Genomic DNA, 26,200 nt, shown 5'->3' with positions numbered 1-26,200 from the left:
ACAAAAAGCAGTTCGCCATGAACTGCTTATTTTTTGATGTGTTTGAAAATCATTGCTGATAGTGGACCTAACTTTGGTTTAATGAAATACTTAAACTGATTTTTTTCACCTTTAATTGCTTTTAAAGGTTTCCCGTTATATTGATCACTTCCAAAATAGATTTCTTTATCACTATTAATTATTTCTTCATATACCCCTGATAGTGGTACACCAACTTCATAAGACTCATGTACATTTGGTGTCATATTTAAAACAACTACCAAAGTTTCAACATCACTTCTTCTAATATAGGCAAAGACACTTTGATCTTGGTCTTCTACAATCGACCATTCAAACCCTTTTGGATCATGGTCATAAAAGTAAAGTGCATCATGATGTAGATAAACTTGAGCTAAATCCTTAAAGAATCGATTCGCTTTTTGGTGTGCAGGAAAATCAAATAACTTCCAGTCTAATTCCTTTTGGAATGCCCATTCACTAAAGGATGCGAATTCTTGACCCATAAATAGTAATTTCTTACCAGGATGGGTGATCCATAAACTTAATAATAATCTCCAATTTGCCATTTGTTGAAAGTAGTTTCCAGGCATTTTATTGACTAAACTACCTTTCATATGAACAACTTCATCATGGGAAAAAGGTAGGATAAACTGTTCATTAAATGCGTATACTAAGCCAAATGTTATTTTATCATGATGGTATTTTCTGTGAATTGGATCTTCTTTAAAATACCTTAAGACATCATTCATAAAGCCCATATTCCATTTATAATTAAATCCAATACCACCGTTATCAACTGGATGTGTTACCATCGGATAATCGGTTGAATCTTCTGCCATAAATAATACGCGGTCATCTTTTCCAAATAAATGGAAACTCAGTTGTCTCATAAAGTTAATCGCGTCCTGGTTAACCCCTTTTTGCTTGTTTCCTAAATAATAGATTAAATTAGAAACTGCATCAATTCTGTAACCATCAACATGGAAATAATCCATCCAAAAGGTTAATGCAGAAAGCATAAAACTTCTGGTTATACCTTTAGAAAAGTCGAGATTATTCGTACCCCATGTAACATTTTCTCTACGTTCTTTATCGTTAAACTCATATAATGGTGTGCCATCAAAAAATGATAGTCCATGTGCATCTTTGCAGATATGTCCTAAAACCCAATCCAAGATAACGCCTATACCAGCTTGATGGAAACGATCAATCATATACATAAAGTCTTTGGGTACGCCATATCTTGATGTTGCTGCAAAATATCCAGTGCCTTGATATCCCCATGAATCATCAAGTGGATATTCATAGATTGGTAAAAACTCAACATGAGTAAATCCTTGATTTTTAACGTAATCGATTAATTCATCAACGACTTCGTTATAAGGTTTAAATGCAGCAAATTTTCTACGCCATGATCCTAAATGAACTTCATAAATTAAAAGTGGTTGTTGATAACTTCTTTTTTTATGGTAAAACCATGATTCATCATTCCATTTATAGAAATCAATGTCATAGACTTTAGAGGCCGTTTGAGGTCTTACTTCAGCGTAAAAAGCAAATGGATCTGCTTTATATATGATACGATTTGCATTTGTATGTATTTCATATTTATAAGTTGCCCATTCATAATTACCCGGAACTTCAATTCTAAAAAATCCAGTGTGATGGATTTTAGTTAAAACATGCTTCCAGCCTTCATATCCATTGAACTCAGATACAAGTCTCACTTCTTTAGCATTAGGTGCATATACTGTAAACTCGGTTGCTACAATATCTCCTTTTTCATCCCTGATGAGATGCGCACCTAAAAACTGGTGAGCATTAGCTGCTCGACCTAGTAAGAATTCATTAATATCAAAATCTGATATAAGTCTCATGTGCATCTCCTATTTCTTGATATAGATAATATAGATACCTGGTTGATCAACTATTAAACTTTTACCCTTTGTTAAGGCTTTTTGTGAAGGGAAGATCAGTTTCCCGCCATGCGTTGTTAGAGCTTCTAGTTCAAAGTCATTTTTTATATAATGTATCAGTATTTCTTGATTGCTTTCTAGTTTATATATCAATAAATGCTTTTCTTTTTGAATTGTTACATTGTCTTTGTAAGATGTTTGTCGGTATAGGTTATACTTTTTTCTAAGTTTAAGAAGTTTTCTTAGTTTTTGTACGTTTTCTCCATGAGTGTTCCATTCAATTTGATTGATGGAATCTGGACTTCTATAAGAGTTTTCAATACCTTTTTTTGTTCGATAGAACTCTTGTCCTGCATGATAAAAAGGAACACCTTGAGATATCGCAATCAAATGGTTTGCAAAATCTTGATAGACTTTAAACTTTTGATCTTCATTGTCATAACTTAACAGCATTTTATCATAATATGTCAAATTATCGTGACATTCAACGTAATTAATCGATTGATTAGGAGACAAAAACAAATGAGGAGACCCTAAAATGCTTTGCATTGCTTTATTGGATAAATGGTTATTTCCCATCGTATAACCAAGTTTGTCTCCGTGCAGTTCACCTTTCATCGTATTACGATAAAAGTCATTGAAGTGAGCATACTTTGGAAACAAAGCTTGATTATGCATATTTGATCTTTGTCTTGTTGGAACTTCTGTTTGCATATTCCATCCTTCACCATATAACATGATATAAGGATTAATTTCTTTTAACTTCTTTTCAATTTCATGCATGGTCTCAATATCCATTAAGCCCATCAAATCAAATCTAAATCCATCAATTTGAAAGTTTTTCACAAAATGAGATAAGCTATCGACAATCAGTCTTCTTACCATATAATTCCTAGTTTCGATATCATTACCGCAATATGAAGCATCCGTCATTTGATGATGACGATCATGACGATAAAAATATCCAGGAACAATATCGTCATACGGAAAAGTTTTAAATTGATAAACATGATTATAAACAACATCCATATTAATACCCAATTTCAAATCATGTGCAAAATTAATAATCTTCTTTAAACCATTAATTCTATCATATGGATCTTCTGGATGTTTACTATACCAACCTTCTAAAGAAAAATACTGGCTAGGATTATATCCCCAATTATATAAACCGTCTTTTAAAACATCATCGACGCCTTCAAAATCAAATACTGGTAAAACTTGTAAATGTGTCATTCCTAACTTCTTGATATATTCTAAAACAGATCCCTTTAGGGCATCACTATATTCAATAACGCCTTCATAAAGACCTTTTGAAGTTACATCAAGACCAATAGACATATCTCTAATATGACCTTCATAGATCACTGTATCCACATAATTTTTAACTTTAATATTGGTTTGTTTGATTGGAATGGTCTGATTCCAATCAACAATATGACTGCCTTTTGTTGATGCTGCAACCGTATATGGATCTTTAACTTCTTTAAATTGATCCACTAATCTAATTTTATATGTATAAGTTTTTCCTTCAAGGTTTCCATGAACTCTTGTTTTCCATATGGGTTCTTCATATGTCATTTGATATTCATCTTCATGAATCACGACAGATACTTCTTTAGCAACCGGTGAAAACAAATAAAAATCAGAATGATCTTGATGATAAACACATCCTAATGGACCATCATATCTAAATTTCTTCTCAAATTCAGGTGTTAGTGTGACTAACCCTATTTGTAACGGATAGGTTTGATCATTAATATGAATAACATCATTTTTATGTAATAAAATTGGATGTTTGCTGACAAAAAACTGATTAAAACCTTCGTTTTTTAACCAGTTTAATTCATTTTGATCTAATTCAATTTTGTAAATATAATCTTTGCTTTCAATTCGAACTAAATGAAAACTCTCTATAAAAACATTCATTTGATGTGTTCCTTTAATGTATCAATAATAATCGGAGACTCTCCTATATTTATTTTACCATTTTTTACAATCAATTCTTCCTCATTAACAAAATTCGTATATGTACCATCAATTATAGGAACTTCAATAGTTGTTTGATCTTCTAAATTAAAGATACCTAACAAGAATTGGTGTTGATATGTATATGACAATACGACAACATCTTGACTATTATGAACATTGAAATTTCCATAGACAAAAATAGGTTGTTTTTTTAATGCTGCCATTCTTTGAATAAAAGGTTCAATCGAATTCGATTTATTCCAAGGCACTAAATCAACATCAAACAATGTTGGTTCATGTGTAACACTATGTTCTTGTCCTGCATAAACAAATGCAGCACCTCTTAAGAAAAACATCAAAGCATTCATCTGAATAAAATGGTTATGATCTCTAACCTTGCTTCTTAATCTTGGTTGATCATGATTTTCAAAACTTCTTAACTTAATATAGTTTTTAGGATATGTTACTTCTTGTCTCGCGATTTCTTCAATCCATCGAGGAAGTTTTGATGGATCTCTTAAATACTCATTCATATATTCGAAAATATCATAGTCGTAACACATATCAAAAGCTTCATACATTTGTGAATCGCTTGAACAGTCATATCCCATATCTCTTAAATATTTAATAAATCCTGGATGAACTGATTCCGTTAACCAAATCATATTTGGATTGACTTTTTCAACTGCACTTCGTGCTTCAATCCAAAAATCTATCGGTAATAATGGTGCCACATCACATCTAAAACCATCAACTAATTTCGCCCAATAAACTAAAACATCAATTAAATAATCCCAAACTTCACGGTGTGCGAAATCAAGGTCGGTAATATCACTCCAGTCACCAACACGATTTGCAAATTCACCTTTAGCATTCTTATAAAACCAATGTGGTTTTTCATTCACTAATTTAGAATCTCTTGATGTATGATTAAAAACGATGTCAATCATCACTTTTAATCCTCTTTGATGCGCTCCATCAAGCAGTTTCTTAAAATCATCTAGAGTTCCTAAATCTGGATGGATTGCATAATAATCTGTAATCGAATAAGGACTTCCATGTTCACCTTTTCTAGCTTTTACACCAATTGGGTGAATCGGAAGTAGATAAAGAACATCAGCACCTAAACTTTTAATGCGATCTAAGTCATCAATCACACCTTCAAAGTTTTGTTTTTCTGAATGTTGTCTAGGAAAGACTTGATAAAACGTATAAGATCTAATTTGTAAATCCGTTTGTCTTGCCATGAGATTTCGTCTCCTAAAATTTAATTTTTGTAAGTTTCCAGATATCTTGATTGTACTGTTCAATCGTACGATCTGATGTAAAGAATCCAGAATGTGCAATATTTGCTATTGACATTTCTAACCATTTTGAACGGTCTTTATATGTTTCGTTAGCAATAACATGTGCATGTGCATAAGCATCAAAATCCTTTAAGACTAAGAAATAGTCACTGTTCAATAAGTTATTTAAAATATAATCGAAATGTTGTGGGTTTTCATGCATACTTCTTATGAATGAAAAAACATTTTGTAATCTTGGATCTTCATTAAATATTTCTCTTGGTTTGTATCCGTTATTTGTATGAATTTCACTCACTTGTTCAGCTGTTAATCCGAAAATAAAATTATTTTCTTCTCCTGCATACTCAACGATTTCAACGTTTGCCCCATCAAGTGTTCCAATTGTTGGTGCTCCATTCATCATAAACTTCATATTCCCTGTACCGCTAGCTTCTTTGGTTGCTGTTGATATTTGTTCTGATAAATCAGCTGCTGGCATTAAATATTCTGCATAGGTTACATTATAATTTTCAACAAAAACAACTTTGAGTAAATGATTCGTATCTGAATCCTGATTAATGATTTCAGAAGATCTACTGATTAATTCGATAATTGCTTTTGCCATATGATAACTTGGTGCGGCTTTTGCACCAAATATAAATGAATGCGGATAATAATTTTTCTTGAAAACTGGATCTGTCTTTAATCTTTGATAGACATAGATAATATGTAAAATGTTCATTAACTGACGTTTATATTCATGAAGTCTTTTTATTTGGATATCAAAAATGCTATTAACATCTAATGAAACACCCTCATGCTTTAAAATATAATCCGCTAAAGCTTGTTTTTTAGCAAGTTTCATTTGATCAATCTTTTTCTTTGTATCTTCATCTTTCCTAAATGCATCTAGTCTTTCTAATTGGGTAAGATCTTGTCTCCAAGTTGTTCCAATTTTTTCATCTAAAATTTGAACGAGTTCATGATTCGTATGGATTAACCAGCGGCGATGCGTGATGCCATTGGTCTTATTATTGAACTTATTTGGATATAATGTATAGAAATTTTTCATTTCGATATTTTTTAAAATATCTGTATGTAACTGTGCAACACCATTAACACTAAATGAGCCATAAATACAAATATGTGCCATCCGGACATGATGATGTCCAATTAATCCCATAAAATACATTTGTTCTCTATTAAATCTACCATCTTCTTCAAGAACACGCTTGAAGCGTCGATTCATTTCTTGAACGATTTCATAGATTCTTGGTAATAAGTTTCTAAAAATTTGAATATTCCATTTTTCAAGTGCTTCAGATAAAATCGTATGATTTGTAAATGCACATGTTTTTGTTGTAATATCCCATGCTTCATCATATCCCAAATACTCTTCATCCATAAAAATTCTCATCATTTCAGGAATGACTAATGTTGGATGTGTGTCGTTAATTTGGAAAGTATAGTACTCATGAAACTTTCTAATATCTCTACATAAAGTTTTATGTTCTAATATAGCAGCCTTAACACCTGCAGCACTAAAGACATAAGATTGCATCAATCTTAGTGTCTTACCGTTTTCTGTAGAATCATCAGGATATAGTACTTCCGAAATGTCTTTCGACATTTTAATATATTTTTTGTCTTGCATCATTTGCTTATCACTTGGTTCTGTTGACCACAATCTTAGCGTTGTCACGACACCATTTTGATCACCTACGATTTTTACGTCATAAGGAACTGCTTTAATCCATACCGGATTAATCAGTTTTGTATGCTCAACATAACCAAATAATGGAATATCTATTGCCTCATGATCTCTTCTTGTTTCCCAAATGAAAGGTTGATCCAACCAAGGGTCTAAGTGTTCTACTTGTTTATGGTTTCTAATCTCTTGTCTAAAAAAGCCATGTTGATATCGTAAACTATTTCCAAAAAGTGGTAACGATAAAGATGCTGCAGAATCTAGGAAGCATGCTGCAAGCCTACCTAGGCCACCATTGCCTAATCCTGCATCAGTTTCTGATTGTTCAACTTCATTTAGATCAATGTCTAGATCTTGAAATGCTTTTTTTACAACATCATAATAACCACTATTTTGAAGGTTGTTAGTAATTAATCTACCCATTAAAAATTCCATCGAAAAATAAATGGTTTTCTTTAAATTATTATCTTTGATATAAGCATTTGTTTTTCGATATGCTTCATCTAAATTCGTCTCAAGTAACTTCGCTAATATCGTATAACGTTGGACGATTGAAGAATCCTTTAAGTCAACGTTATAAGTATTTTTTATTTCTTCTATAAATACCTTCTTAAAGGTTTCTTTGTCAGTAAAAATTGTTTGCATAGTTCTATGTGCTCCTTTTATTCATGCCTATATATATTTTACCATGCTTTAAAAAAAGCATGAGTGTGTAACCGTTTTCATTTCTCGACGGAAAAAAGGATGATTTCTCACCCTTTTGTAGCGCCAGCCATGATACCTTCGATAAGGTATTTTTGGAATGCCATATAAAGTGCTGTAATGGGTAAACCTACAAGAATTGCACCTGCGGCAAATGCTGAATAATGTTGATAGTTTAAATCGTTAATAAACCTGAATAAACCGACAGCAAGTGTCCATTGTCTTGATATATCATAATCAGGTGGTGCACCAGCAGGTGCAAACCTGAGTAGATAACCTGGTAACAAGTAATCCATCCATGGTCCCATAAACATCGATACAGCAACAAACGTTAAGATCGGAACAGATAAAGGTAGAATGATTTTAAAGAATATTTGAAGTTTATTTGCTCCATCAATCATTGCTGATTCATCTAAGTCTTTAGGAATTTGTGATAAGAATCCTTTAATAAGCCATAAGTTACCTGGAATACTTCCACCAATATACAAAATACTTAAGTATGTTGGTCTTCCTAGAAGGTTGAACTTCCAGAATAAGACATACATGGCGATTAATCCCATAAATGAAGGAAATGCTTGTAATACTAAAATGGTGAGTAGTCCAGCTTTCTTACCTTTAAAGCTAAAGCGAGCAAAGACATAAGCTGCACCAGTAATTAATAAAGTACCACCGAGCATATTGATTAATGCAATCGTTAATGTATTTGTATACCATCTTGTAAAGTTCGTTTCTTCAAAGAGATATGTAAATGCTCCAAAACTTGGGTTTGATGGCCAAATTTGATTTGGAACATCACTTCTAACATTCGCGAATGCCATACCAAAGATATAAACAACTGGTACAATAACAATCACTGCAACAAAAGTGATTTCAGCGTAAATCAGTAACCTTGAAAGCATACTTGAGAATTTAAAGATATCTCTCATGGATTCTTTGGTTGCATTTCTTCGCTTAGGAATTTTCTTGTAATAGTAGAAACCATAAACTGGAATTAACCCCATCAAGCCTGGTTTAATGCCTTCATAACCCTTTTTACTTGCGTATTCAACAACTGTACCTTGATGTAATAAGAATGCTAATATAATGACGAACACGGTAAATAAAGTTTGTAATAGATTATTTGATAATGATAAATAAATAATCACAGATGTTGGAATAATAACAATAAATGCACCTAACAATAGTAGTCCATACAACATAATTCTTTTGCCAAGAATTTCCGGACTTATTAAATACTTAAGTTCTCGATCTGTTACTTTAACTAAAGGTTTATTTTTTTGGAAATATTTAAATCCGAAAACTGGAATTAAAGCAATCAAACGATATTTAATACCTTCATAACCTTTTTTCTGTGCATAATCGTAAACAGTTCCCTGGTTGACCAATAAGATTAAGATTCCAAAATATATGAGTAATATATGTAGAATTGTCATATCTTAGTCCTCCTGGAAAGCTCTTGTTTTAGATAGGTTCCATGCGGTTAATGAGCCTACAAACAAGAAAATCAATACTGAGAATACAGATGCCATGTTGTATATAGAGTATTCAACAGTTAATTTATACATCCATGAAATAAGAATATCTGTATCACCAGCAAACCCTCGACTGGCTAAACCTGTATTTGGTCCACCACCCGTGATAAAGTAAATCACCCCGAAGTTATTAAAGTTTCCTGAGAAAGTCATAATTAATATCGGTGCTGTAGAATATAATACCAAAGGCATCGTAATTTTAATAATTTTTTGGAATTTGGTTGCTCCGTCGATGTCGGCGGCTTCGTATAAGGTTGCATCTATGGCTGTCATAACGCCTGTCATTAGTGCCATAAAATATGGGAACCCTAACCAAATATTAACGACAACAAGTGTTGCTCTAACGAAAACAGGATTAAATGGATTTGAAAACCATTGAATATTATCTTGACCTAAATATAAATACCTAGCAAAACCTTCTAGTGTATTAAAATTGACACCAAGCATACCTAAATTTTGTAAGATTGGATAAACACCTATGTCTTGTAAAAACTGGTTGATAAAACCAAATTCATTAAACATTACAGAAAATACCATTTGAGATAACAATGCTGGTATTGCCCATGGGAGAATTAAAACAGTTCTCCATAATTTTCTAAATACGACTTTTTCACTGTTAAGAACTAATGCTTGGAAGAATCCACCAAAGAATACCGTAAATGTAGATAGTACTGCCCAAATAACCGTCCATCCTAATACTCTCCAAAATGCTCGTCCAAATGATGCACCTAAACCGGATGTGAAATTAAATAAAGCAAAGAAGTTTCTTAGGCCGACCCAATCAAACGTTTCTAACATGGATTCGTTACCCGCAATATTCGTAAAGGCAATCACAAAACCAAACACGATTGGCATAATGGATATAAAACCTAATACAAATACAGCTGGTGATAAAACGATATATTCAAAACTGTTTTCATAAACATTTGCAAAATATTTTCGATCACCTAAAACTTTTTCTTTTCTTCTTTTTTTCTCTGCTGTTTTATAAGCATCGCTTACTGACCAAAACATTAGAATATAAAAGAAAAACGATAAAATCACAGCAATTAACCCTTCAAGTAAGACCATCATCGAGACATGTCCACGAAATGGTAATTCTTCTAATGGGCGAATATGCGTTGCTAAAGAATAAGGTGACGTTGATGTCCCAATTAAAGCATTATTTAATGACATATGACCTGTGTAGTTTATTTTACTCGTGGTTCCTAGTGTAATAACTCCCCAATAACCCCTGACAAACATACCTGCACGATCATAGAAAAAATCGTTATATTCATCTAAGAAATGATCACGAATTGATGGGTTAAGTTCAAAATAAACTTTTAACATAAGACGTGTATAATCATTATCAGTAAATGCATTACCTGGTTGTGTATATGTATATAACATTGACTGTCTAAATGTATCTAGAAATGGTGTTGATTTATATTGTAAACGAACAGAATTATAAATTAATCCTGGTTCGATATATTCAAATATCATATTATTAACACGATAAAGCGGTCCTATAACTTGAACAACAGGTACAATAATACCGGGTTGAATGGTAATTGTTGCTTCAGTTAAGAGATTGACATATTCAAAAGAACCATCGTTGATAACTCTTAGATATAACACACCTTGATATCGGTATATTTCACCTGTTTTGCGGTAAACAACGAGTCCTTCACGATTGAATCTGATATTATCTTCATTTAATTCGCCTGTCAATAGCGTCGTTTCAACGTATTGTTTTTGATTAGATCCAGTAGCAAGTGTAACATCTCTTTCTACATAATAGATGCCTTGATCATCAAGATACAAAGTCTCTCTTCTAAATAAGTGTTCTCTACCTTCGGTTTCGAACTCTTCTGCTGGAATAATGACATTAGTTAAGCTATTTATATAAACGATTGGATTGTTCTTTTTTAAATCACTAGCAATAAATTGGATGAGTAATGCTTCTGTTAGATTTTCTTCTCCATCAATTTCTAGTAAAAAATCTTCAAAATCTGCATAACCTACACCATTATTTAAAAATTTATTATAATTATAATCAGCTAAAAAACCAAGTTGAACATATTGATCACTAAAATCTTTTCCTACAATCTTGTCCATTGCATCGGTTTCTTCAAAATATTTACTTGTAAATAATTCAATTGAAATGAACAGTGCAAAAAAGAAGAAAAAGAAAAAAGCTTTAAGAAATTGTTTATTGAGAACTTGGCCAAGTCCCCAAACAAGTCCAGAGGCAATTGCTTTTATGATGCTAAATACTTTCATTTAAACCTCCATGTAATAACTAAATGAGGGCGGCAAATGAAATCTTGCCGCCTCCACAAAGTTAGTTAAATTAAATAACTTTTAAAATACTATGAACCTGAACCTAAACCAGCTAATGCACGATATCCAGCTTCTGCTTCTTGAGCAGCTAATAAAGCTGTTTTATCTGTGTTCCAAATAGCTTGTAACATTGATTCACCTGGACCCCAGTAGTATTGTACTTCTGGAATTGTTGGCATTGGAATAGATGTTTCAAGTTGTTGTGCCATTGCCATCATAAGTTGGTCATCAGCAACACCATCGATTGTAGCAAGAAGATCATTTGTTAATGCAGGTAATTTACCTTTCATTTCATACATGAGCTTCATAGCGATGTCGCTGCTTAAGAATTCAACAAATTTAATAGCGTCAGCTGCATTTTCTGAATATTTGTAAACAGCTGCCATTTGAGCACCAGCAAATGTTTGTGTATCATTTCCATTAATTGTTGGCATTGGAGCGATTGAGTAATTTAATCCTTTACTCTTATAAGCTTCGTTACTCCAAGGACCAGTAATGATATAAGGAATGCGTCCTTCTTCAAAGTTAGAACCAGCTGTAACTGAATTATGGTTACCTGTACCTGTTGTTACAGGTTTTAATGTAGTTCTTAACCAGTTAAGAGCAGGAACTGCATCTTCAAATCCAACTGCTGAAGGATCATTTAGATCTTCACCAAATGGAGTGAATCCAAATGCTGAATAGAATGGTTGCATAAAGTAACTGTCTGCCCAGTGGCTTGAATTACCTAAGTAATACCAACCTTTTTGTGCATTAGTTTGACCTGAATTATCAGCTGCTAGAGCTGCATTCCATGTTTGTGCTTCAGTAATTAATTGTTCAAATGTTGTTGCAGGTGTATCTACTAAATCTGTATTGTAATATAAACCAATAGATTCAATTGACATTGGTACTGCATATAGTCTTTCAACTGCATTTGGACTATTTGGATTAAATGATTTAGCAACTTCGTCATAACTCAATGTAGCTATACTTAATCCTAGTTCATGAGAACGTTGTGCTAATAAAGTCTGAGTTGAAGCTGGTAAAGCATAAACTAAATCTTCAGAAACTGCTTTTGCTAAGTGGTCATGTGGGAATTGGAATACATCTGCACCATTTCCTGAAGGACCAAATGTTTTTAACAATTCACGAGCATCTACAGTACCCATATGTTGGTGAACAACAACGATATTTGGATGCAACTTGTTAAATTCTGCAATGACTGCTTCCATATATTCGCCTTCTTCATCATCTATCCAAACACGAATACTTGACTTTTGAACTAAACGGTCACCAAAATCAATTCTTTCACCAAGGTTCGCTGGATCTTGCGTTTGATCAGGATCAGTAGGTTCTTCTGTTGATTTACATGCTGCTAATGAAAACACAGCCAATGAAATTAATAATAAAGTTAATAGTTTTTTCATGTGCGCGCCTCCTTAATTAGACTTAACGACTCTAAAGATAAAAGTCTCTTCAGCGACGTTGCCCCATTTATCAACAACACGTAACATGATAGTATAATCGCCTTCAGTTCTTGTATCTAATACGGATGATTGTCCTTTAGGTACAAAGATGAAAGGTGTTAAGTCACCATCACGGTCATCGTTTGCTCTATATCTTGGGAATAATAATTGATTGAAAGGTTGTCCCCAAGTGACTTCAATAATTCTTTCAGCAGGATCTTTTCCTACAATACCTGTAGGTGAAATAAATGTAATTTCAGGAGCTTCTGTATCTAGATCTAAAACCATAGAAGCTTTTAAGTTAACCATTGCTGTACGAACTGGTGCATCATATTTGTTTTCTGGTGCATCAATGTCTGCCCAAGCTTGGATAACATCATCAAATACGATTGAGTCAACATTATTAGGAATCACTAATGGACGGTTAGACGCAACAAATTCTTCTGTTGCCCATGAACCTCTAGTCCATTTGTATTCATAAGTTGTGTACGCATCAATTACTTCAACATCAAATGTTATTGAATACACTAATGTGTCTCCAACTTGAGTTGCAACAAAATCTTCTGATTCTGGGTTCCACCCAGATCCAGGTATTGAACCTGCAAGACTAATAACTGCTTCAGCAGGTGTATTAGCAGGAACTGTAACATTAATAGTTACTGTAACATCTTTTGCTACATCAAGTGGTTCTTCTGGATAATTCATATCAAAGAATATTTCATACTCTTTTGTATTATCCATTGCGTTTTCAAGAATAATAACAAATTGATTTAATGTCGTATTTGTTGTTGCAAAGTCTACTCTTTCAATTGCTAATGGATCACCATAAGTGTCTACGCCAGTAATTTCACGAACTGTAAACCAATTTTCGATTTCTGCTCTTGCTGCATCTTTATCCGCTGCAAGTGGATATGGTGATGCAACAGGTGAACTTGTTTTAACGAAAATTGTTGTTGGGTCAACTGCAAATGTTCCTGATTTATCAGCATTGCTAAATGGAACTAATCCAAATGAGAATGCATCTTCAGCAAATAATGCTGGATCAGTATAAACATTGCTATTTGACGTATGGCCATCGCCAGCGCTTACAACATATAAAATGTCATATGCTCCATCTGTATGAGTTTGGAAGAATCCAGTATCATTTTTGATGTCGCCAGTCTTCTTACTATCATCGCCACCAGCATAAATTAAGAAACCAGCACCAGTGATATCTTCTGAAGCTAAAGCAAAACCTTTAACTTCCATATCTGATGGAGATTTACCTACTGTATTAAATACTTCAGCAGGACTTGCCCATTCAGGACCAGCAACTGTCCATCCCCAATGATGGATACCTAAGTTTTCTTCATAGGTGCCAGCAGCATCATAGTAAACAACGATTACTGAATGGTTGTCTGGATCTGCAACTAAATATTGTGCACCGTTTGCACCTTGGAATACGAATACATGAGTTGTTTTACCTTCTTGAACAACATCATCACCGATCATAACGTCACCGGTTAATTTTTTATCCCAATTTGGACCTTCGGTACCAATCCATGTAACTGCAATAAATCCGATTTCAGTATCGATTTCTAAATCATTAAATTCGAAATATACACCAAAGTCGTCTGTACCACTTGCTAGTTTTCCAGCAGCTGTTGAGCCCCATGCATGTGATCCAAGATTATCATAACTTGCTTCATCCCATGCTTGGAAGTGTACAACTAAATTCCCCGTACCTGCAGCTTTCGCGTTTAAGCCAAAAAATGCGAATACTGATGATATGAGGAGCAATGCGAATAGCACTTTCTTCATTTTTTTTCCTCCTATTTGTTTAAAGAATGCCAATTCATCCTTGACACGGTTATCTTATCATATAAATATGAGAAATGTAAACGCTTTAGTCAATGATAAATTGTGCAACCGTTCTCTTTTTGAAATCGCTATCATTATTTTTATTATTTTAGTGTCTCCATGATATATTATTTAATGTAGGAGGTTCAAATATGAAAAAAATAATTGCAATAATTCTTTTGATGTTCTCAGTCTTTAGTCTGGGAATAACAACCATGGCGAATGAGTTGCCAACAAAACTCATTGTTCACTATTATCGCTATGATGATAATTACTCAAATTTTAACATGTGGGTCTGGCAACATGAGCCTGTATCCACTGGTGGAATTCAACATAATTTTAGTGTTGAAAATAAAGATGAATTTGGTGTCTGGTATGAAATCGATTTAACAGACCAATATCCAAATTCTACGATGTTAGGCATTATTATTAAACAAGGTGGATGGGATGGATATCGAGAAGTCGGTGGAGACCGTTTTATAGATCTTGAAGAAGTTGAGGTCATCTCAGGTGTTGCACATGCATATTTTGTTGAGCAAGACTTAAGTATCGGTACTTCATCTGCTGATTTGGCAAACAATATTCCTGATTATAGAGAAAAAGTATTATCTGCAGCTTTTGATACTCAAAAACGTATATCGGCTAAATTAACTCATATACCTGAATTGGGTTATGAAGTATATGAAAATGGAACAATGGTCACAAGTGGAACAGCAACCACTAAAGATCTATTATTAACAGTCCCTAATGTAGATATCTCTAAATCTTATACACTTAAAGTTCTATTTAATGAAGATAGAGAAATAGAATTTCCTGTTTCACTTCAAAATATATACGACACTCCTGATTTTGAAGATTTATACACATATGAAGGTGAACTTGGTGTAAGTTTCGATAATGAATTTACAATCTTTAGGTTGTGGGCACCATTAAGCCAAAGTGTTACCTTAAACCTTTATCATCAAGGACATCCAAATTATAACGATCAAGGACAACCAAATAATGAATTGACACCTTATCAAACAGAGGCAATGTATAAGATAGAAAACGGTGCTTGGGAAGTTAAACTCACTGGTGACTATGATTTTAAATATTATACATTCACGGTGACTAACAACAGTGAAGTCCATGAAGTAACCGATCCTTATGCATACTCAACTGGAGCAAACGGACAACGTGGTATGATTGTCAAATTCGATGAAACCAATCCAGATGGCTGGAGTTATAATGATCGTCCAAGCACAATTACAAATTTAACAGATTATATCATCTATGAGTTACACGTTAGAGATTTAACAACACACAGTTCATGGAATGGAACTGAAGCAAATCGTGGTAAGTTCCTTGGATTAACAGAAACTGGAACAACATATACAGGTTCAGGTGTTACAGTAACTACAGGATTAGATCATATTAAAGAATTAGGTGTTAATGCAGTACAATTACTTCCAATCTTTGATTTTGGTTATGTCGATGAAGTTCAAGTTGCGAACAACCCTAATTATACTAACCTCTTCAACTGGGGATATATGCCTTATCACTTTAATACTCTAGAAGGTTCATACGCAACCAATCCATTTGATGGTCGTGTAAGAATCAATGAGTTTAAACAAGTCGTTCAAGCGCTTCATGATTATGATATTCGCGTGATTATGGATGTTGTATATAACCATACAGGTGAATCAGCAACATCAAACTTCCATAAAATCGTTCCTGGTTATTATCACAGATTAACACCTTCTGGTGGTTTTAGTAATGGTTCTGGAACAGGTAATGAAACCGCATCAGAACGTTCGATGATGAGAAAGTTTATGCTTGACTCAATCGAGTTTTGGGCAACTGAATATAATTTATCTGGTTTTAGATTTGACTTAATGGCACTTCATGATGTTGAAACCATGAATCAGATCCAAGCTTTATTAGAAGCTATTGATCCAACCATTATTGTTTTTGGTGAACCCTGGGCAGGTGGATCAACACCTTTACCAAACTCATTAGCTGCTGGTAAAGATAACATTAAAAACATGAATCTTGTAGGTGCATTTAATGACTATACAAGAGATGCAGTTAAAGGGTCTGTATTCCAAGCTACTGAAAGAGGTTGGGTACAAGGCAATACAAATGATTACATTTATCAAGGTTTAATGTATGGTATCGTTGGTGGTATTGAATTTCCTGGAATCACTCAAATGAATGAATGGCATTTAAATCCAAACCAAACGATCAATTATGTGACAGCGCATGACAACAATACGCTTTATGATAAATTACGTTTAACTGGCATTTCGATTAGCAATGCTAAACCTATGCAAATTCAGTCAAATGCACTGATATTAACTTCACAAGGTGTGGCATTCTTACATGCTGGTGTCGAATTTATGCGAAGCAAGCCACTTCCATCTGGTGGTTTTGATCATAACTCTTATGAATCTCCTGATATTGTCAATCAGCTGCGCTGGGACAGAAAGGCTCAATATAATGATGTCTTCGAGTATTATAAAGCTCTGATTCAAATTAGGAACACTTATGATCACTTTAGAATCAACAATGCTGATGAAATTAAGAATCGTTTGACCTTCCTTGATACAAATGCAGGTAGTCAAGCAATTGCGTACAGAATAGCTGGAAATAGTCACACACCAGAAATTATTGTATTACACAGCAGCAATCCAACAGGAAGTCTTGCGATGCTAGAACTCGAAAGTGGTAAAACATATAAAATGTTAACCTATTTCGAATCACATGATACAAACGGTTTAGAGTTGGTTACAGATTTGGTTTTCGCACCTAAAAATACATCCATTATTTTAGTTGAAGTTATGGGTGAAGCAGTTGAACTCATTAATAACACTTTCACCATTCAAAAAGGTGATACATTTAACCCAGAAGTTAACTTAACAATTCACAATCCTGAGGCTGAGATTTACTACTCAAGTTATCATGATGTCAATGTACCTGGTCGTTATACGATTACAGTTGCAGTTCTTGCACCTTATGAACCAGTTAAACATTACTTCTACACATTGTTTGTAGAAAAACAATCATTTAATATCACATTAGATGATTCACCGATAGGAGGTTAATCATGAAAAAGATTATACTATTACTCTTTATCGTTATCACAGCTGTTGGATTAGCATCATGCAAAGGTTCTGATGAACCTGTTGATTTAACCATCCACGTTGCACAAGAAACATTTGTAAATCGTCAAATTGAGGTGCATGTGATTGTTCCAATTAAACTTAAGAACATCGCTGAGTTAAATGAAATAGCAATGAATATAGCAAGTCAAAAATATGAAGAGCATTTTGATGAAATTGGAACTCAAACTCATACATTAACCATTTACGTTTATGCATCAAGTGCTGAGTTTACAGCAAATAATCCTTCGTTAGGCACATTGTCTTTTGACATTAACAAAGATATTACATCACCTGGATTATCAATATTGGAAAACGCACTTAAAATTGAATAACAAAAAAGACGCTAAAAGCGCCTTATGAAAGGAACTTCGGTTCCTTTTTTTTATGATCCTATGCGAACTCTTTTTTTCCGTAAACCAACATAACAACCATCGTAATTAACCCCATACCAAACTGAAAGAATACCGGAGAAAATGCGGGTTCTACGAACCCAACTAAAAAGCTTAACATCGCAGGTACTCCCATAATGAAAACAAGGAACTTTAAACTGTCGATATATCTAAAAAATTTAGAATATCCAAATCTAAAGAGCTGTAAAACAAACGATAGTAAGACAAAGAATAATATATATAAACTCATGTTAATCAACGTATTGACAAGCAATGCATAGATCACGATATAGTTAGAAAATGAGTTTTCAATAGATTGTCCAAATGCAAGATATGCATCTATTTTTTCTTGTCCTGATTTTAAATTGATTTCTCTAAAATTAACAGGACCTTCAAAACCTTTATAGTCATATCCAATCATTCTTGCCCCTTCACCATTGGTGTAGACAATTTGATTGGACTCAAATAGAATCTGCTTTTTATTTAAATCATAATCATTACCTTGATAATTAAAAATGTATATGATACCTTCATGGAAATACTCGTACTCTATATTGGTTGTACATGAGAGTTGATTAGCTGTTATTCCACAGTTTTCGGGTAGTTCCCAATTCGGTGTAATGGTGAAACTTTGTTCAATAAAGTCTAATCTCCATCCTTGTTCTTTAACAATCAAGTAGTTCATTGGAAACAAACTAATCATCGATAACAACAAAAAATAGATGATGACTTTCCACATCTTTTCATCAACTCTCTTAAAGATGTTTTTAAAGTTAAATGAATAAACGAAATAGCGAACCAAAAACATTAAGTGTATGCCTCGATTTCATCTGGATTGATTTCAAGTATTAATGTACCATATGCTTGCAAGTTTAATGAACCATATAAAATAGACTCATATGCTACATCAATAACCATAGCATTTGATCCAACATTATGAATAACTAAAACTGCTTGTTCGATATCCTCATATTGGTAATAACGAACAAATCCCTGAAGATTGCCTTGATTTCCTTTGTATGGCATAAATGTATTTCCATACATTAAAGCAGGATTTTCTCTACGTATTTGAATCATTTCTTTATAAACATTGAAAAGTGATGATTCATCTTCTTTTTGTTCTTCTAGCGATAATGTGGCGTCATTAGAACCATCACTAGGTAACCAAGATGTCTGATACTCAGCTTCTCCCCAAATAAATGGTTGTCTTCTATACTCATCATAAACAACACCATAACCAGGGATATTTGTCCCTTCATATCGATAACCTTTCATCCCAAGTTCATCACCATAATAAATAAATGGGCTTCCTGGAACTGTTAACAAAAATCGAGCTGCTAATGATAACCTTTGTTGTGCATCAAAACCCATAAAGCTTTGCATCGAGGCAACACGATCTAAATCATGGTTACCAATAAATGGTGAATCCACGAAATCTGGATCTACTTCCCTAAAAGTATTGTAAGCTCTATTTAAGTTAGATACAAGTAAGCGACTATTATTAAGGCTACCTATTTTATCCCATACTTGCTGTGCTAAATAGAAATTAAAGACAGAGTCAGAACCGATAAAATAATCTGCATAAAAATCGTATACGTATTCGAAGACTTCGGATACGATAAAACTGTCTGGATAATTTTCTTTAATATGCATGTTGAACTCTAAAATAAGTAACGTATTATCCCAAGTAGGATTAATACTTTCGATTAAATGTTTTGCTGCATCAAGTCTAAAACCATGAACTCCCATTTCTAAATAAAAGTCCATAATACTTTTCATTTCATCTTTAACTGCTTCATGATGAAAGTTTAAGTCTTTCATTCCACCAACAAAACTTTCAAAGGCATATCCATTATTCCAGATATAGTAATCTCTATATGGGCTTGATGATCCTGTAGCAGCTGAAACAAACCAAGGATGTTGATCTGATGTATGGTTAATCACTAAATCAATAACGATTTTAATGCCTCTTTGACCAGATTGTTCAATTAAGTTTTCAAAATCTTCTAAAGTTCCATAATCAGGATGAATATCATAATAATCTGTAACATTATAACCATGATATGAAGGTGAAGGATTAATGGGTAATAGCCATAGTGCAGTTATTCCTAACTCCTCAAGATAATCTAGGTTTTCGGTAATCCCATTAATATCTCCAATGCCATCACCATTACTGTCAGCAAACGATCTTACAAAAATTTGATAATAAACATCGTTATGTGGATTGACAGCACTCAAGTCAATGGGTTCAACAGTTGGTATTGAATCAATTGGATCTGTTACATCATTTTCATTCTTGCATGCAAATAAACCAATCAATATAACAATGATTAGTAATACTGATAATATTTTTTTCATTAAAATCCTCTTTTCTTCATCGACTCTACTTTGCCTAAGAAGTTATCTCTACCTGTAGGTTTTTCTAAATCAATAACTTTTGTTCTAAATATATAGTCATGAATGGTTCTGCTTGTACTATCTGACATAACAAAAAACGAGATAATCAAATAGATGCCAAATGTTGCAATACTTAGCGTAAGTTTAAAAGCATCTCTTGCTAGTATTTTCAATACTGAACAATCCGAGTCATCTAAATTCACTATTTTAATTTTTTGTATTCTTTTGCCAAAAGATTGTCCTTTAGAAAAGAAATATGGTAAAAAATAGAACCCGAAAAAAGCTGATCCAATAACAATCCAAGGTAAATAAGGATGTACCTGTCCTAAAAACATCGATAAAATAACAAAAATACTTACACCTGAAGTATCAATAGCAAATCCTCTTACTCTTTTTTCAAACGATGGAACCATAAATTTACCTCTTCTTTAAAGTCTATTCATATTATATCATAATAGAATTATGAAACCGTTTGCAAGATATAAGAAAAGGCTCGTTTTGAGCCTTTTCGATTAAATGATTAAATATTGTCTTCGATCAAAAATATCTAACTGGGTTGGATAAACATCCATTTCTAAAATAATTGGGTCATTGATATAGAAATAATTAGATATTTCTGCTCTATTTCTTAAAACAGTTTCCCATAAATCTCTGATCAAAATACCTGTATCTATTGGATTTTCTCCATAGATGAAAGGATTACTTGTTAAATCAAAAACATAATCGTTTGTCGCAACCAAATAATACGTATTATTTTGGATGTTTTCATAAGTTAAGCTTGACCCATAACTAACATAGACTGAACCAGAGTTTGAAATATACGATTTAATCTCCGATCCCAACAGTTCTACTGTTTTAATCTTATTATCAAAAGGAAATATTTCATATAAAGTCGCTACCGTTATATTTTGACCACTATCGAGACTTGCTCTGGTTCCACCATAATTATGAATTCCGAAATCAGCATCAACAGATGTTCTAATGAGTTTTGCCATATATTCTGTCAAATCATTTCTAGAATAATAACTACCAGATATAATGATTGTCTCATTGAGTAATGCATCAACTTCAAGTAAATATTCACTAAGTACTGCATCAATTAAACTACTTGGTGTATTTAATCTAGATTCAGAAAATCTATTAAGATTTTGTGCGGTATAAGATAAGACTTCTCCGTTTTCATTTAATGCTAAGTGAACTTTACCTACTGCAGATCCATTTGCTCCTGATTGCATAATAGGTAAATCAACACCATTTCTACTAATAAATGTCTCATATGTTGAGTGCGAATGCCCATTAAATAAAACATCAACTCGTTGATTTCCTGTTAAATTACCAATACCTTGATTGGTAAATTGACTATTTCCATGAATAGAAACGATAACAATATCTACATCCTCAACAGTTCTTAAGTGTTCTGCATAATATGCTGCCCAAGGAATTGGATCATCAAAATAGTAATCTTCAACTCTAGAGGTTGCAATACTGGATTCTAGACCAAAGCCCATTAAACCAATAACACCGATCTTGACATTACCTTTTTCAATAATGGTATATGCATCAACAAAATCTGGTCTGGTTGTCGTTCCTTTAAAAAACACATTCGCTCCTAATAAAGGAAAATTCGCTTTAAGTCCTTCAGTGTCTGGATTAAAGTATTCAGTAACGACTTCTAGCCCCCAATCAAACTCATGATTGCCTAATGTGAAGGCATCCATTTGACTAGCATTCAATGTATCTATTACTGAAGCTCCATAAAAGTAATTAGAAATTAATGTACCTTGTAACATATCTCCACTTGAGATAAAAATAGTGTTATCTGGGTTATTAGTTTTTTCGTCTAATATAAGATTCCCAATTCTTGAAATCCCCATTTGATTTCCATCATTAAGTAATGCACCATGTGTATCATTAACATGATAAATGTTTAAAAATTCAATATGACTTATTTGATTGATGACTGTAACTGTTACCGTAACAATACTTTCATTTCCTGCTTGATCAGAAACACGATAAGTTAAAGTATAAACACCTTCGTTTAATAAATCTACCGTATCATCTTCAACAACTATGTTATGTGTTATATTGCCATCTATATTATCATTGGCTGTAACATTTTTTAAGTAGTCTGGTGCATCATCACCTATATAATAGGTAATATCTTTCGTACCGTTTATGTTTGGTGGTGTCGTATCAAGATCGATTAGTTCTTCAACTACGTAAACCATTACATAAACTCTATACATATTATTTGAAGAGTCTTTTACGGAATAGAATAATTCATATGCCCCAACTGTTGTTAAGTCAACTGCTGAATCATCAACAATAATCTGATGGGTTACATCTCCATCAACATTGTCAATCGCTAAGACACCATCTAAGTAATCAGGTTCATCATCCCCTATGGTATAGGTGATATCACTTAACCCTAATATTTCCGGTGGTATTGTATCTTTTGGTCCAACTTCTGTTGTACATGCCGATACCAGTATCATTAATAAAAGTAAACTTATAATGCTTATTATTTTCTTCATCTTATGACCATCCTTTGCAAAAACATTATAACATAATAGGATATTCATCACTACGATTTTGTGTTATAATATTTCGGTGAGGTGGCATGATGAAAAAAGAATATAGTTTATGGGCTCTCTTCCTGACATTTTTAAAGATTGGCGCACTCACCTTTGGTGGTGGTTATGCAATGATGCCAGTGATGAGAAAAGAAGTCGTAGAAAAAAAACAATGGGTAGACGATGAAGATATTTTAAAAATTCTTGTTATATCAGAATCAACACCTGGAGTGTTTGCTGTTAACTCAGCAACTTTCATTGGTTATAAAATTGCAGGATTTAAAGGTAGTGTTTTAGCAACCCTTGGGGTCATTATCCCATCATTTATAATCATTTCTTTAATCTCATTATTTCTTGTTCAATTTAAACAATTGAATTTAGTAGCTTATGCATTTTATGGTATTCAAGCAGGTGTTGCAGTTTTAATCTTTAGAGCTGCATTAAAGCTTTCTCAGAAAATTCATTTTAATATATTTGCAGTTATAATATTAATCTCATCATTATTGATCGCTATGTTTACTGAAATCAGTGTGATTTATGTGCTTATAGGTGCTGCTTTATTAGGTATCTTATATGGTATTATGACAAATTTAAAGGAGGCGAAGAACGATGCTTGAGTTCTTAACTCTTTTTTGGATATTTTTTAAGATTGGTTTATTTACCTTTGGTGGTGGATATGCAATGATTCCATTAATCCAACAAGAGCTTGTTGGTGGTGGTTATATTGATGCTGAACTGTTAATCGATTTTATTGGTATAAGTGAATCGACACCTGGACCGATTGCGATTAATATGGCAACATTCATTGGAACAAATCAGTTAGGTGTTTTAGGTGCAGTAGCAACCACCATCGGTGTTGCATTACCTTCATTTATTATCATTTTATTAATTGCTAGTTTAGGTAGTAAGTTCTTGCAATCAAGAGGTGTATCGCTAGCATTTTTAGGACTTAAGCCAGCTGTTATTGGTTTGATTTTAAGTGTTTCATTTGTGCTTTTAATTCACGCAGTTTTTCCGAATATCATTTTGGATACGCTACAATTCGATTTCTCAGTATTTAACTATAGAGGTCTTATCATATTAGTTATTGTAGCTTTAACAACCTTATTTTATAAAAAGATATCTCCCGTGAAAATCATTATGTTATCAGCCTTATTAGGAATCATCATATACAGTATCATATAGGTGGAAGATGAAAGATTTAAGTTGGATTCAACATCATTTAATCGCCCATCGTGGGTTATATCGTGAAGACCAAAGCATCCCAGAAAACTCATTAAAAGCATTTCAAAACGCATTAGATCACGGATATTCGATTGAGCTTGATGTCAATGCATTAAAAGATGGAACTGTTCTATCTTTTCATGATGATGATTTTCAAAGGTTATGCAATGACCCTAGATTATTAAGTGACGTCTCTTATGAAGAGATAAGGGATTTAAGATATGTAAACTCAGATGAACGTATACCAACACTTAAAGAGGTTTTAAAATTAGTTAATGGTAAAGTTCCATTATTAATCGAACTTAAACCTCAAGGCGATATTTTACTATTATGTCAATCCTTTATGAAAGTGATGAAGGATTATCAAGGAGTTTATGCGATTTTTTCATTTCATCCAAAAGTTGTTCGCTGGTTTAAGAAAAATCATCCTTATATTATACGAGGTCAAATATCAGAGTATTTTAAAAACAATAAAGAATTGAAATCTATTTCTAAATATTTAATGAAGTCAATGTTTTTCAATCGATTTACCAAACCAGATTTTATAAGTTATGGACTCCATGACATGCCTAACAAGTATTTAGATAAGCTAAAAAAGAAGGGCATAGTTATTATCAGCTATGCAGCAAGATCTCAAGAACAATTTGATTTTGTGAAGTCACATTATGATAATACTGTTTTTGAATTTTTTCTACCAAAACAAAAATGAGCAACCATCAAGTGGCTGCTCTTTGTTTATATTTAGGAATGATGATGTTGACTAACCTTAAGATAATATACAAAATCGGTAAGAGGTGAAATAACCAAACATTTGGTTTAACTGCAAAATAAAACGGATCTCTAAAATAAATATTAAATCCAATATGGATATAGATCAATAAATAAGTTATATAACTCAGCTTATGTAATCTTTTCCAATGAATTGGCTTCATCTTCTTTCTAACAATCATTAAGGATGTTATGACGAGAGGAATAAATAAGATAAAAGCGATTAAGCCAGTTGTATTATATCCATATAAGGCAAGAGATAATCGATTCAATGCATGTGGTATTAAAAATATAAAACCTATAATCGCATTTTCACCTCTGGATATACTTAGTATTTTGCTCATTGTTGATTTTTTCTTAAAAACACCTGCAAAGATGACTAAAATAAAAAAAGATAATGAAAGATGTCCACGGTCTATCATATTTGATATTAATGGTATATCAATGTAAAAAACTATTGTCGTAATGATTAAAGCACCGAAAATATAATAATACGCATGGGTAAACATATGTTTACCAAGCAAGTAAACATATAAGAAAACAACAGGTAAGAGAAAAACTGCAAAATTAGCTTGTACAAACTGCATGATTATTCACCATCTTCTATAATATGTCCAATCATTGGCACTCTACTTAAATTCGCCAATCCATGAGGAGATTCATTAAGAATTGCATCAGTTAAATCTTGTCCAGCTTGATGTCCATTATGATGACCATTTGGCCAGTATATTGAATTAGAGACATCATATATGTCTCCATTAACAGCAACATATGCTTTTCTTCCTTCTCTTCCATCAAACTCACTGAGTTGTTCAAGTGTAAGATATATGAGATTATCTTCTGTTGGGTCAACTTCAGTTGGATCTGGAGTAAGATTTGGGTCTGTTGGAACTTCAGATTCGACAGGGTCACTGTAGCACGCAAACAGCGTGAATAATAACATGAGTGAGAAGACATACAACAACTTTTTCATCTTTTA

General features: G+C 33.0%; 19 protein-coding genes. 5 read left to right on the top strand and 14 right to left on the bottom strand.

From position 1 onward, the window contains the following. Positions 1–26 precede the first annotated feature (26 nt). The 8 genes from glgB to QJ521_RS06600 all read right to left on the bottom strand — a co-directional run bounded on the left by glgB (position 27) and on the right by QJ521_RS06600 (position 14,688). The gene (gene glgB, locus QJ521_RS06635) at positions 27–1,877 is read right to left on the bottom strand and encodes a 1,4-alpha-glucan branching protein GlgB (RefSeq protein ID WP_282839663.1); all 1,851 of its coding nucleotides are present in this window, start codon (positions 1,875–1,877) and stop codon (positions 27–29) included. A gap of 9 nt (positions 1,878–1,886) precedes the next feature. Continuing rightward, positions 1,887–3,845: a type I pullulanase gene (pulA, locus tag QJ521_RS06630; protein WP_282839662.1), complete on the bottom strand. Its 1,959-nt coding sequence runs from the start codon at positions 3,843–3,845 to the stop codon at positions 1,887–1,889. Beyond that, the gene (locus QJ521_RS06625) at positions 3,842–5,134 is read right to left on the bottom strand and encodes an alpha-amylase family glycosyl hydrolase (RefSeq protein WP_282839661.1); all 1,293 of its coding nucleotides are present in this window, start codon (positions 5,132–5,134) and stop codon (positions 3,842–3,844) included. Before QJ521_RS06625 ends, pulA (QJ521_RS06630) begins: the two co-directional genes overlap by 4 nt. A gap of 13 nt (positions 5,135–5,147) precedes the next feature. Next, entirely contained in the window at positions 5,148–7,526 is a 2,379-nt protein-coding gene (locus tag QJ521_RS06620; protein WP_282839660.1) for a glycogen/starch/alpha-glucan phosphorylase, read from the bottom strand. A 107-nt stretch (positions 7,527–7,633) separates the two neighbouring features. Continuing rightward, positions 7,634–9,016, bottom strand: coding sequence for a sugar ABC transporter permease (locus tag QJ521_RS06615; protein WP_282839659.1), 1,383 nt, complete (start codon positions 9,014–9,016; stop codon positions 7,634–7,636). 3 nt (positions 9,017–9,019) lie between these two features. Continuing rightward, positions 9,020–11,380, bottom strand: coding sequence for a carbohydrate ABC transporter permease (locus QJ521_RS06610; protein WP_282839658.1), 2,361 nt, complete (start codon positions 11,378–11,380; stop codon positions 9,020–9,022). A gap of 89 nt (positions 11,381–11,469) precedes the next feature. Next, complete coding sequence (locus tag QJ521_RS06605) at positions 11,470–12,849, bottom strand: sugar ABC transporter substrate-binding protein (RefSeq protein ID WP_282839657.1); 1,380 nt, start codon at positions 12,847–12,849, stop codon at positions 11,470–11,472. A gap of 12 nt (positions 12,850–12,861) precedes the next feature. After that, on the bottom strand, positions 12,862–14,688 hold the full coding sequence (locus QJ521_RS06600; RefSeq protein ID WP_282839656.1) for a pullulanase-associated domain-containing protein: 1,827 nt from the start codon (positions 14,686–14,688) through the stop codon (positions 12,862–12,864). A 191-nt stretch (positions 14,689–14,879) separates the two neighbouring features. Here QJ521_RS06600 and pulA (QJ521_RS06595) point away from each other — a divergent pair, with 191 nt between their 5' ends. Beyond that, on the top strand, positions 14,880–17,810 hold the full coding sequence (gene pulA, locus QJ521_RS06595) for a type I pullulanase (RefSeq protein WP_282839655.1): 2,931 nt from the start codon (positions 14,880–14,882) through the stop codon (positions 17,808–17,810). Positions 17,811–17,812: 2 nt separating this feature from the next. Then, entirely contained in the window at positions 17,813–18,202 is a 390-nt protein-coding gene (locus QJ521_RS06590) for a hypothetical protein (RefSeq protein WP_282839654.1), read from the top strand. 58 nt (positions 18,203–18,260) lie between these two features. On the opposite strand, the gene QJ521_RS06585 is transcribed toward QJ521_RS06590, so the two are convergent. The 4 genes from QJ521_RS06585 to QJ521_RS06570 form a co-directional block, all read right to left on the bottom strand. Continuing rightward, positions 18,261–19,067: a DUF1189 family protein gene (locus tag QJ521_RS06585; protein ID WP_282839653.1), complete on the bottom strand. Its 807-nt coding sequence runs from the start codon at positions 19,065–19,067 to the stop codon at positions 18,261–18,263. Beyond that, positions 19,067–20,617 (bottom strand): alpha-amylase family glycosyl hydrolase, encoded by a 1,551-nt coding sequence (locus tag QJ521_RS06580; protein WP_282839652.1) that lies wholly within the window; start codon positions 20,615–20,617, stop codon positions 19,067–19,069. The genes QJ521_RS06585 and QJ521_RS06580 overlap by 1 nt, the downstream gene beginning before the upstream one ends. After that, positions 20,617–21,069 carry an RDD family protein gene (locus QJ521_RS06575; RefSeq protein ID WP_282839651.1) on the bottom strand — a complete coding sequence of 151 codons (453 nt, stop codon included), beginning with the start codon at positions 21,067–21,069 and terminating at the stop codon, positions 20,617–20,619. Before QJ521_RS06575 ends, QJ521_RS06580 begins: the two co-directional genes overlap by 1 nt. Positions 21,070–21,168: 99 nt before the next feature. Continuing rightward, a complete protein-coding gene (locus QJ521_RS06570; RefSeq protein WP_282839650.1) occupies positions 21,169–23,190 on the bottom strand; it encodes an immunoglobulin-like domain-containing protein in 2,022 nt (673 codons plus the stop codon). Positions 23,191–23,279: 89 nt separating this feature from the next. Between QJ521_RS06570 and QJ521_RS06565 the strand changes: the two genes are divergently transcribed. The 3 genes from QJ521_RS06565 to QJ521_RS06555 are packed head-to-tail and all read left to right on the top strand — an operon-like array spanning position 23,280 to position 25,162. Beyond that, a complete protein-coding gene (locus QJ521_RS06565; RefSeq protein WP_282839649.1) occupies positions 23,280–23,846 on the top strand; it encodes a chromate transporter in 567 nt (188 codons plus the stop codon). Continuing rightward, positions 23,839–24,414 (top strand): chromate transporter, encoded by a 576-nt coding sequence (locus QJ521_RS06560; protein ID WP_282839648.1) that lies wholly within the window; start codon positions 23,839–23,841, stop codon positions 24,412–24,414. Before QJ521_RS06565 ends, QJ521_RS06560 begins: the two co-directional genes overlap by 8 nt. Positions 24,415–24,421: 7 nt before the next feature. Beyond that, complete coding sequence (locus QJ521_RS06555) at positions 24,422–25,162, top strand: glycerophosphodiester phosphodiesterase family protein (RefSeq protein ID WP_282839647.1); 741 nt, start codon at positions 24,422–24,424, stop codon at positions 25,160–25,162. Positions 25,163–25,169: 7 nt separating this feature from the next. Here the strand turns inward: QJ521_RS06555 and QJ521_RS06550 are convergent, their stop codons facing one another. Both QJ521_RS06550 and QJ521_RS06545 read right to left on the bottom strand, forming a co-directional pair. Next, a complete protein-coding gene (locus QJ521_RS06550) occupies positions 25,170–25,808 on the bottom strand; it encodes a hypothetical protein (RefSeq protein WP_282839646.1) in 639 nt (212 codons plus the stop codon). Positions 25,809–25,810: 2 nt separating this feature from the next. Beyond that, positions 25,811–26,164: a cytochrome b5 domain-containing protein gene (locus tag QJ521_RS06545; RefSeq protein WP_282839645.1), complete on the bottom strand. Its 354-nt coding sequence runs from the start codon at positions 26,162–26,164 to the stop codon at positions 25,811–25,813. Positions 26,165–26,200 lie beyond the last annotated feature (36 nt).

The sequence above is a fragment of the Peloplasma aerotolerans genome (assembly GCF_030012175.1).
GTDB classification, from domain to species: domain Bacteria; phylum Bacillota_I; class Bacilli_A; order Acholeplasmatales; family Acholeplasmataceae; genus Peloplasma; species Peloplasma aerotolerans.
The sequence above is the reverse complement of the archived record's forward strand: the minus strand, read 5'-3'. Positions and strand labels throughout refer to the sequence as shown.

Excerpts from the sequence above, each read along its gene's own strand:
- pulA (WP_282839662.1), bottom strand. The coding sequence starts at position 3,845 with ATGAATGTTTTTATAGAGAGTTTTCATTTAGTTCGAATTGAAAGCAAA.
- QJ521_RS06555 (WP_282839647.1), top strand. The coding sequence starts at position 24,422 with ATGAAAGATTTAAGTTGGATTCAACATCATTTAATCGCCCATCGTGGG.
- QJ521_RS06620 (WP_282839660.1), bottom strand. The coding sequence starts at position 7,526 with ATGCAAACAATTTTTACTGACAAAGAAACCTTTAAGAAGGTATTTATA.
- glgB (WP_282839663.1), bottom strand. The coding sequence starts at position 1,877 with ATGAGACTTATATCAGATTTTGATATTAATGAATTCTTACTAGGTCGA.
- QJ521_RS06625 (WP_282839661.1), bottom strand. The coding sequence starts at position 5,134 with ATGGCAAGACAAACGGATTTACAAATTAGATCTTATACGTTTTATCAA.
- QJ521_RS06600 (WP_282839656.1), bottom strand. The coding sequence starts at position 14,688 with ATGAAGAAAGTGCTATTCGCATTGCTCCTCATATCATCAGTATTCGCA.
- QJ521_RS06590 (WP_282839654.1), top strand. The coding sequence starts at position 17,813 with ATGAAAAAGATTATACTATTACTCTTTATCGTTATCACAGCTGTTGGA.
- QJ521_RS06585 (WP_282839653.1), bottom strand. The coding sequence starts at position 19,067 with ATGTTTTTGGTTCGCTATTTCGTTTATTCATTTAACTTTAAAAACATC.
- pulA (WP_282839655.1), top strand. The coding sequence starts at position 14,880 with ATGAAAAAAATAATTGCAATAATTCTTTTGATGTTCTCAGTCTTTAGT.
- QJ521_RS06575 (WP_282839651.1), bottom strand. The coding sequence starts at position 21,069 with ATGGTTCCATCGTTTGAAAAAAGAGTAAGAGGATTTGCTATTGATACT.
- QJ521_RS06560 (WP_282839648.1), top strand. The coding sequence starts at position 23,839 with ATGCTTGAGTTCTTAACTCTTTTTTGGATATTTTTTAAGATTGGTTTA.
- QJ521_RS06545 (WP_282839645.1), bottom strand. The coding sequence starts at position 26,164 with ATGTTATTATTCACGCTGTTTGCGTGCTACAGTGACCCTGTCGAATCT.
- QJ521_RS06580 (WP_282839652.1), bottom strand. The coding sequence starts at position 20,617 with ATGAAAAAAATATTATCAGTATTACTAATCATTGTTATATTGATTGGT.
- QJ521_RS06565 (WP_282839649.1), top strand. The coding sequence starts at position 23,280 with ATGAAAAAAGAATATAGTTTATGGGCTCTCTTCCTGACATTTTTAAAG.
- QJ521_RS06550 (WP_282839646.1), bottom strand. The coding sequence starts at position 25,808 with ATGCAGTTTGTACAAGCTAATTTTGCAGTTTTTCTCTTACCTGTTGTT.
- QJ521_RS06605 (WP_282839657.1), bottom strand. The coding sequence starts at position 12,849 with ATGAAAAAACTATTAACTTTATTATTAATTTCATTGGCTGTGTTTTCA.
- QJ521_RS06615 (WP_282839659.1), bottom strand. The coding sequence starts at position 9,016 with ATGACAATTCTACATATATTACTCATATATTTTGGAATCTTAATCTTA.
- QJ521_RS06570 (WP_282839650.1), bottom strand. The coding sequence starts at position 23,190 with ATGAAGAAAATAATAAGCATTATAAGTTTACTTTTATTAATGATACTG.
- QJ521_RS06610 (WP_282839658.1), bottom strand. The coding sequence starts at position 11,380 with ATGAAAGTATTTAGCATCATAAAAGCAATTGCCTCTGGACTTGTTTGG.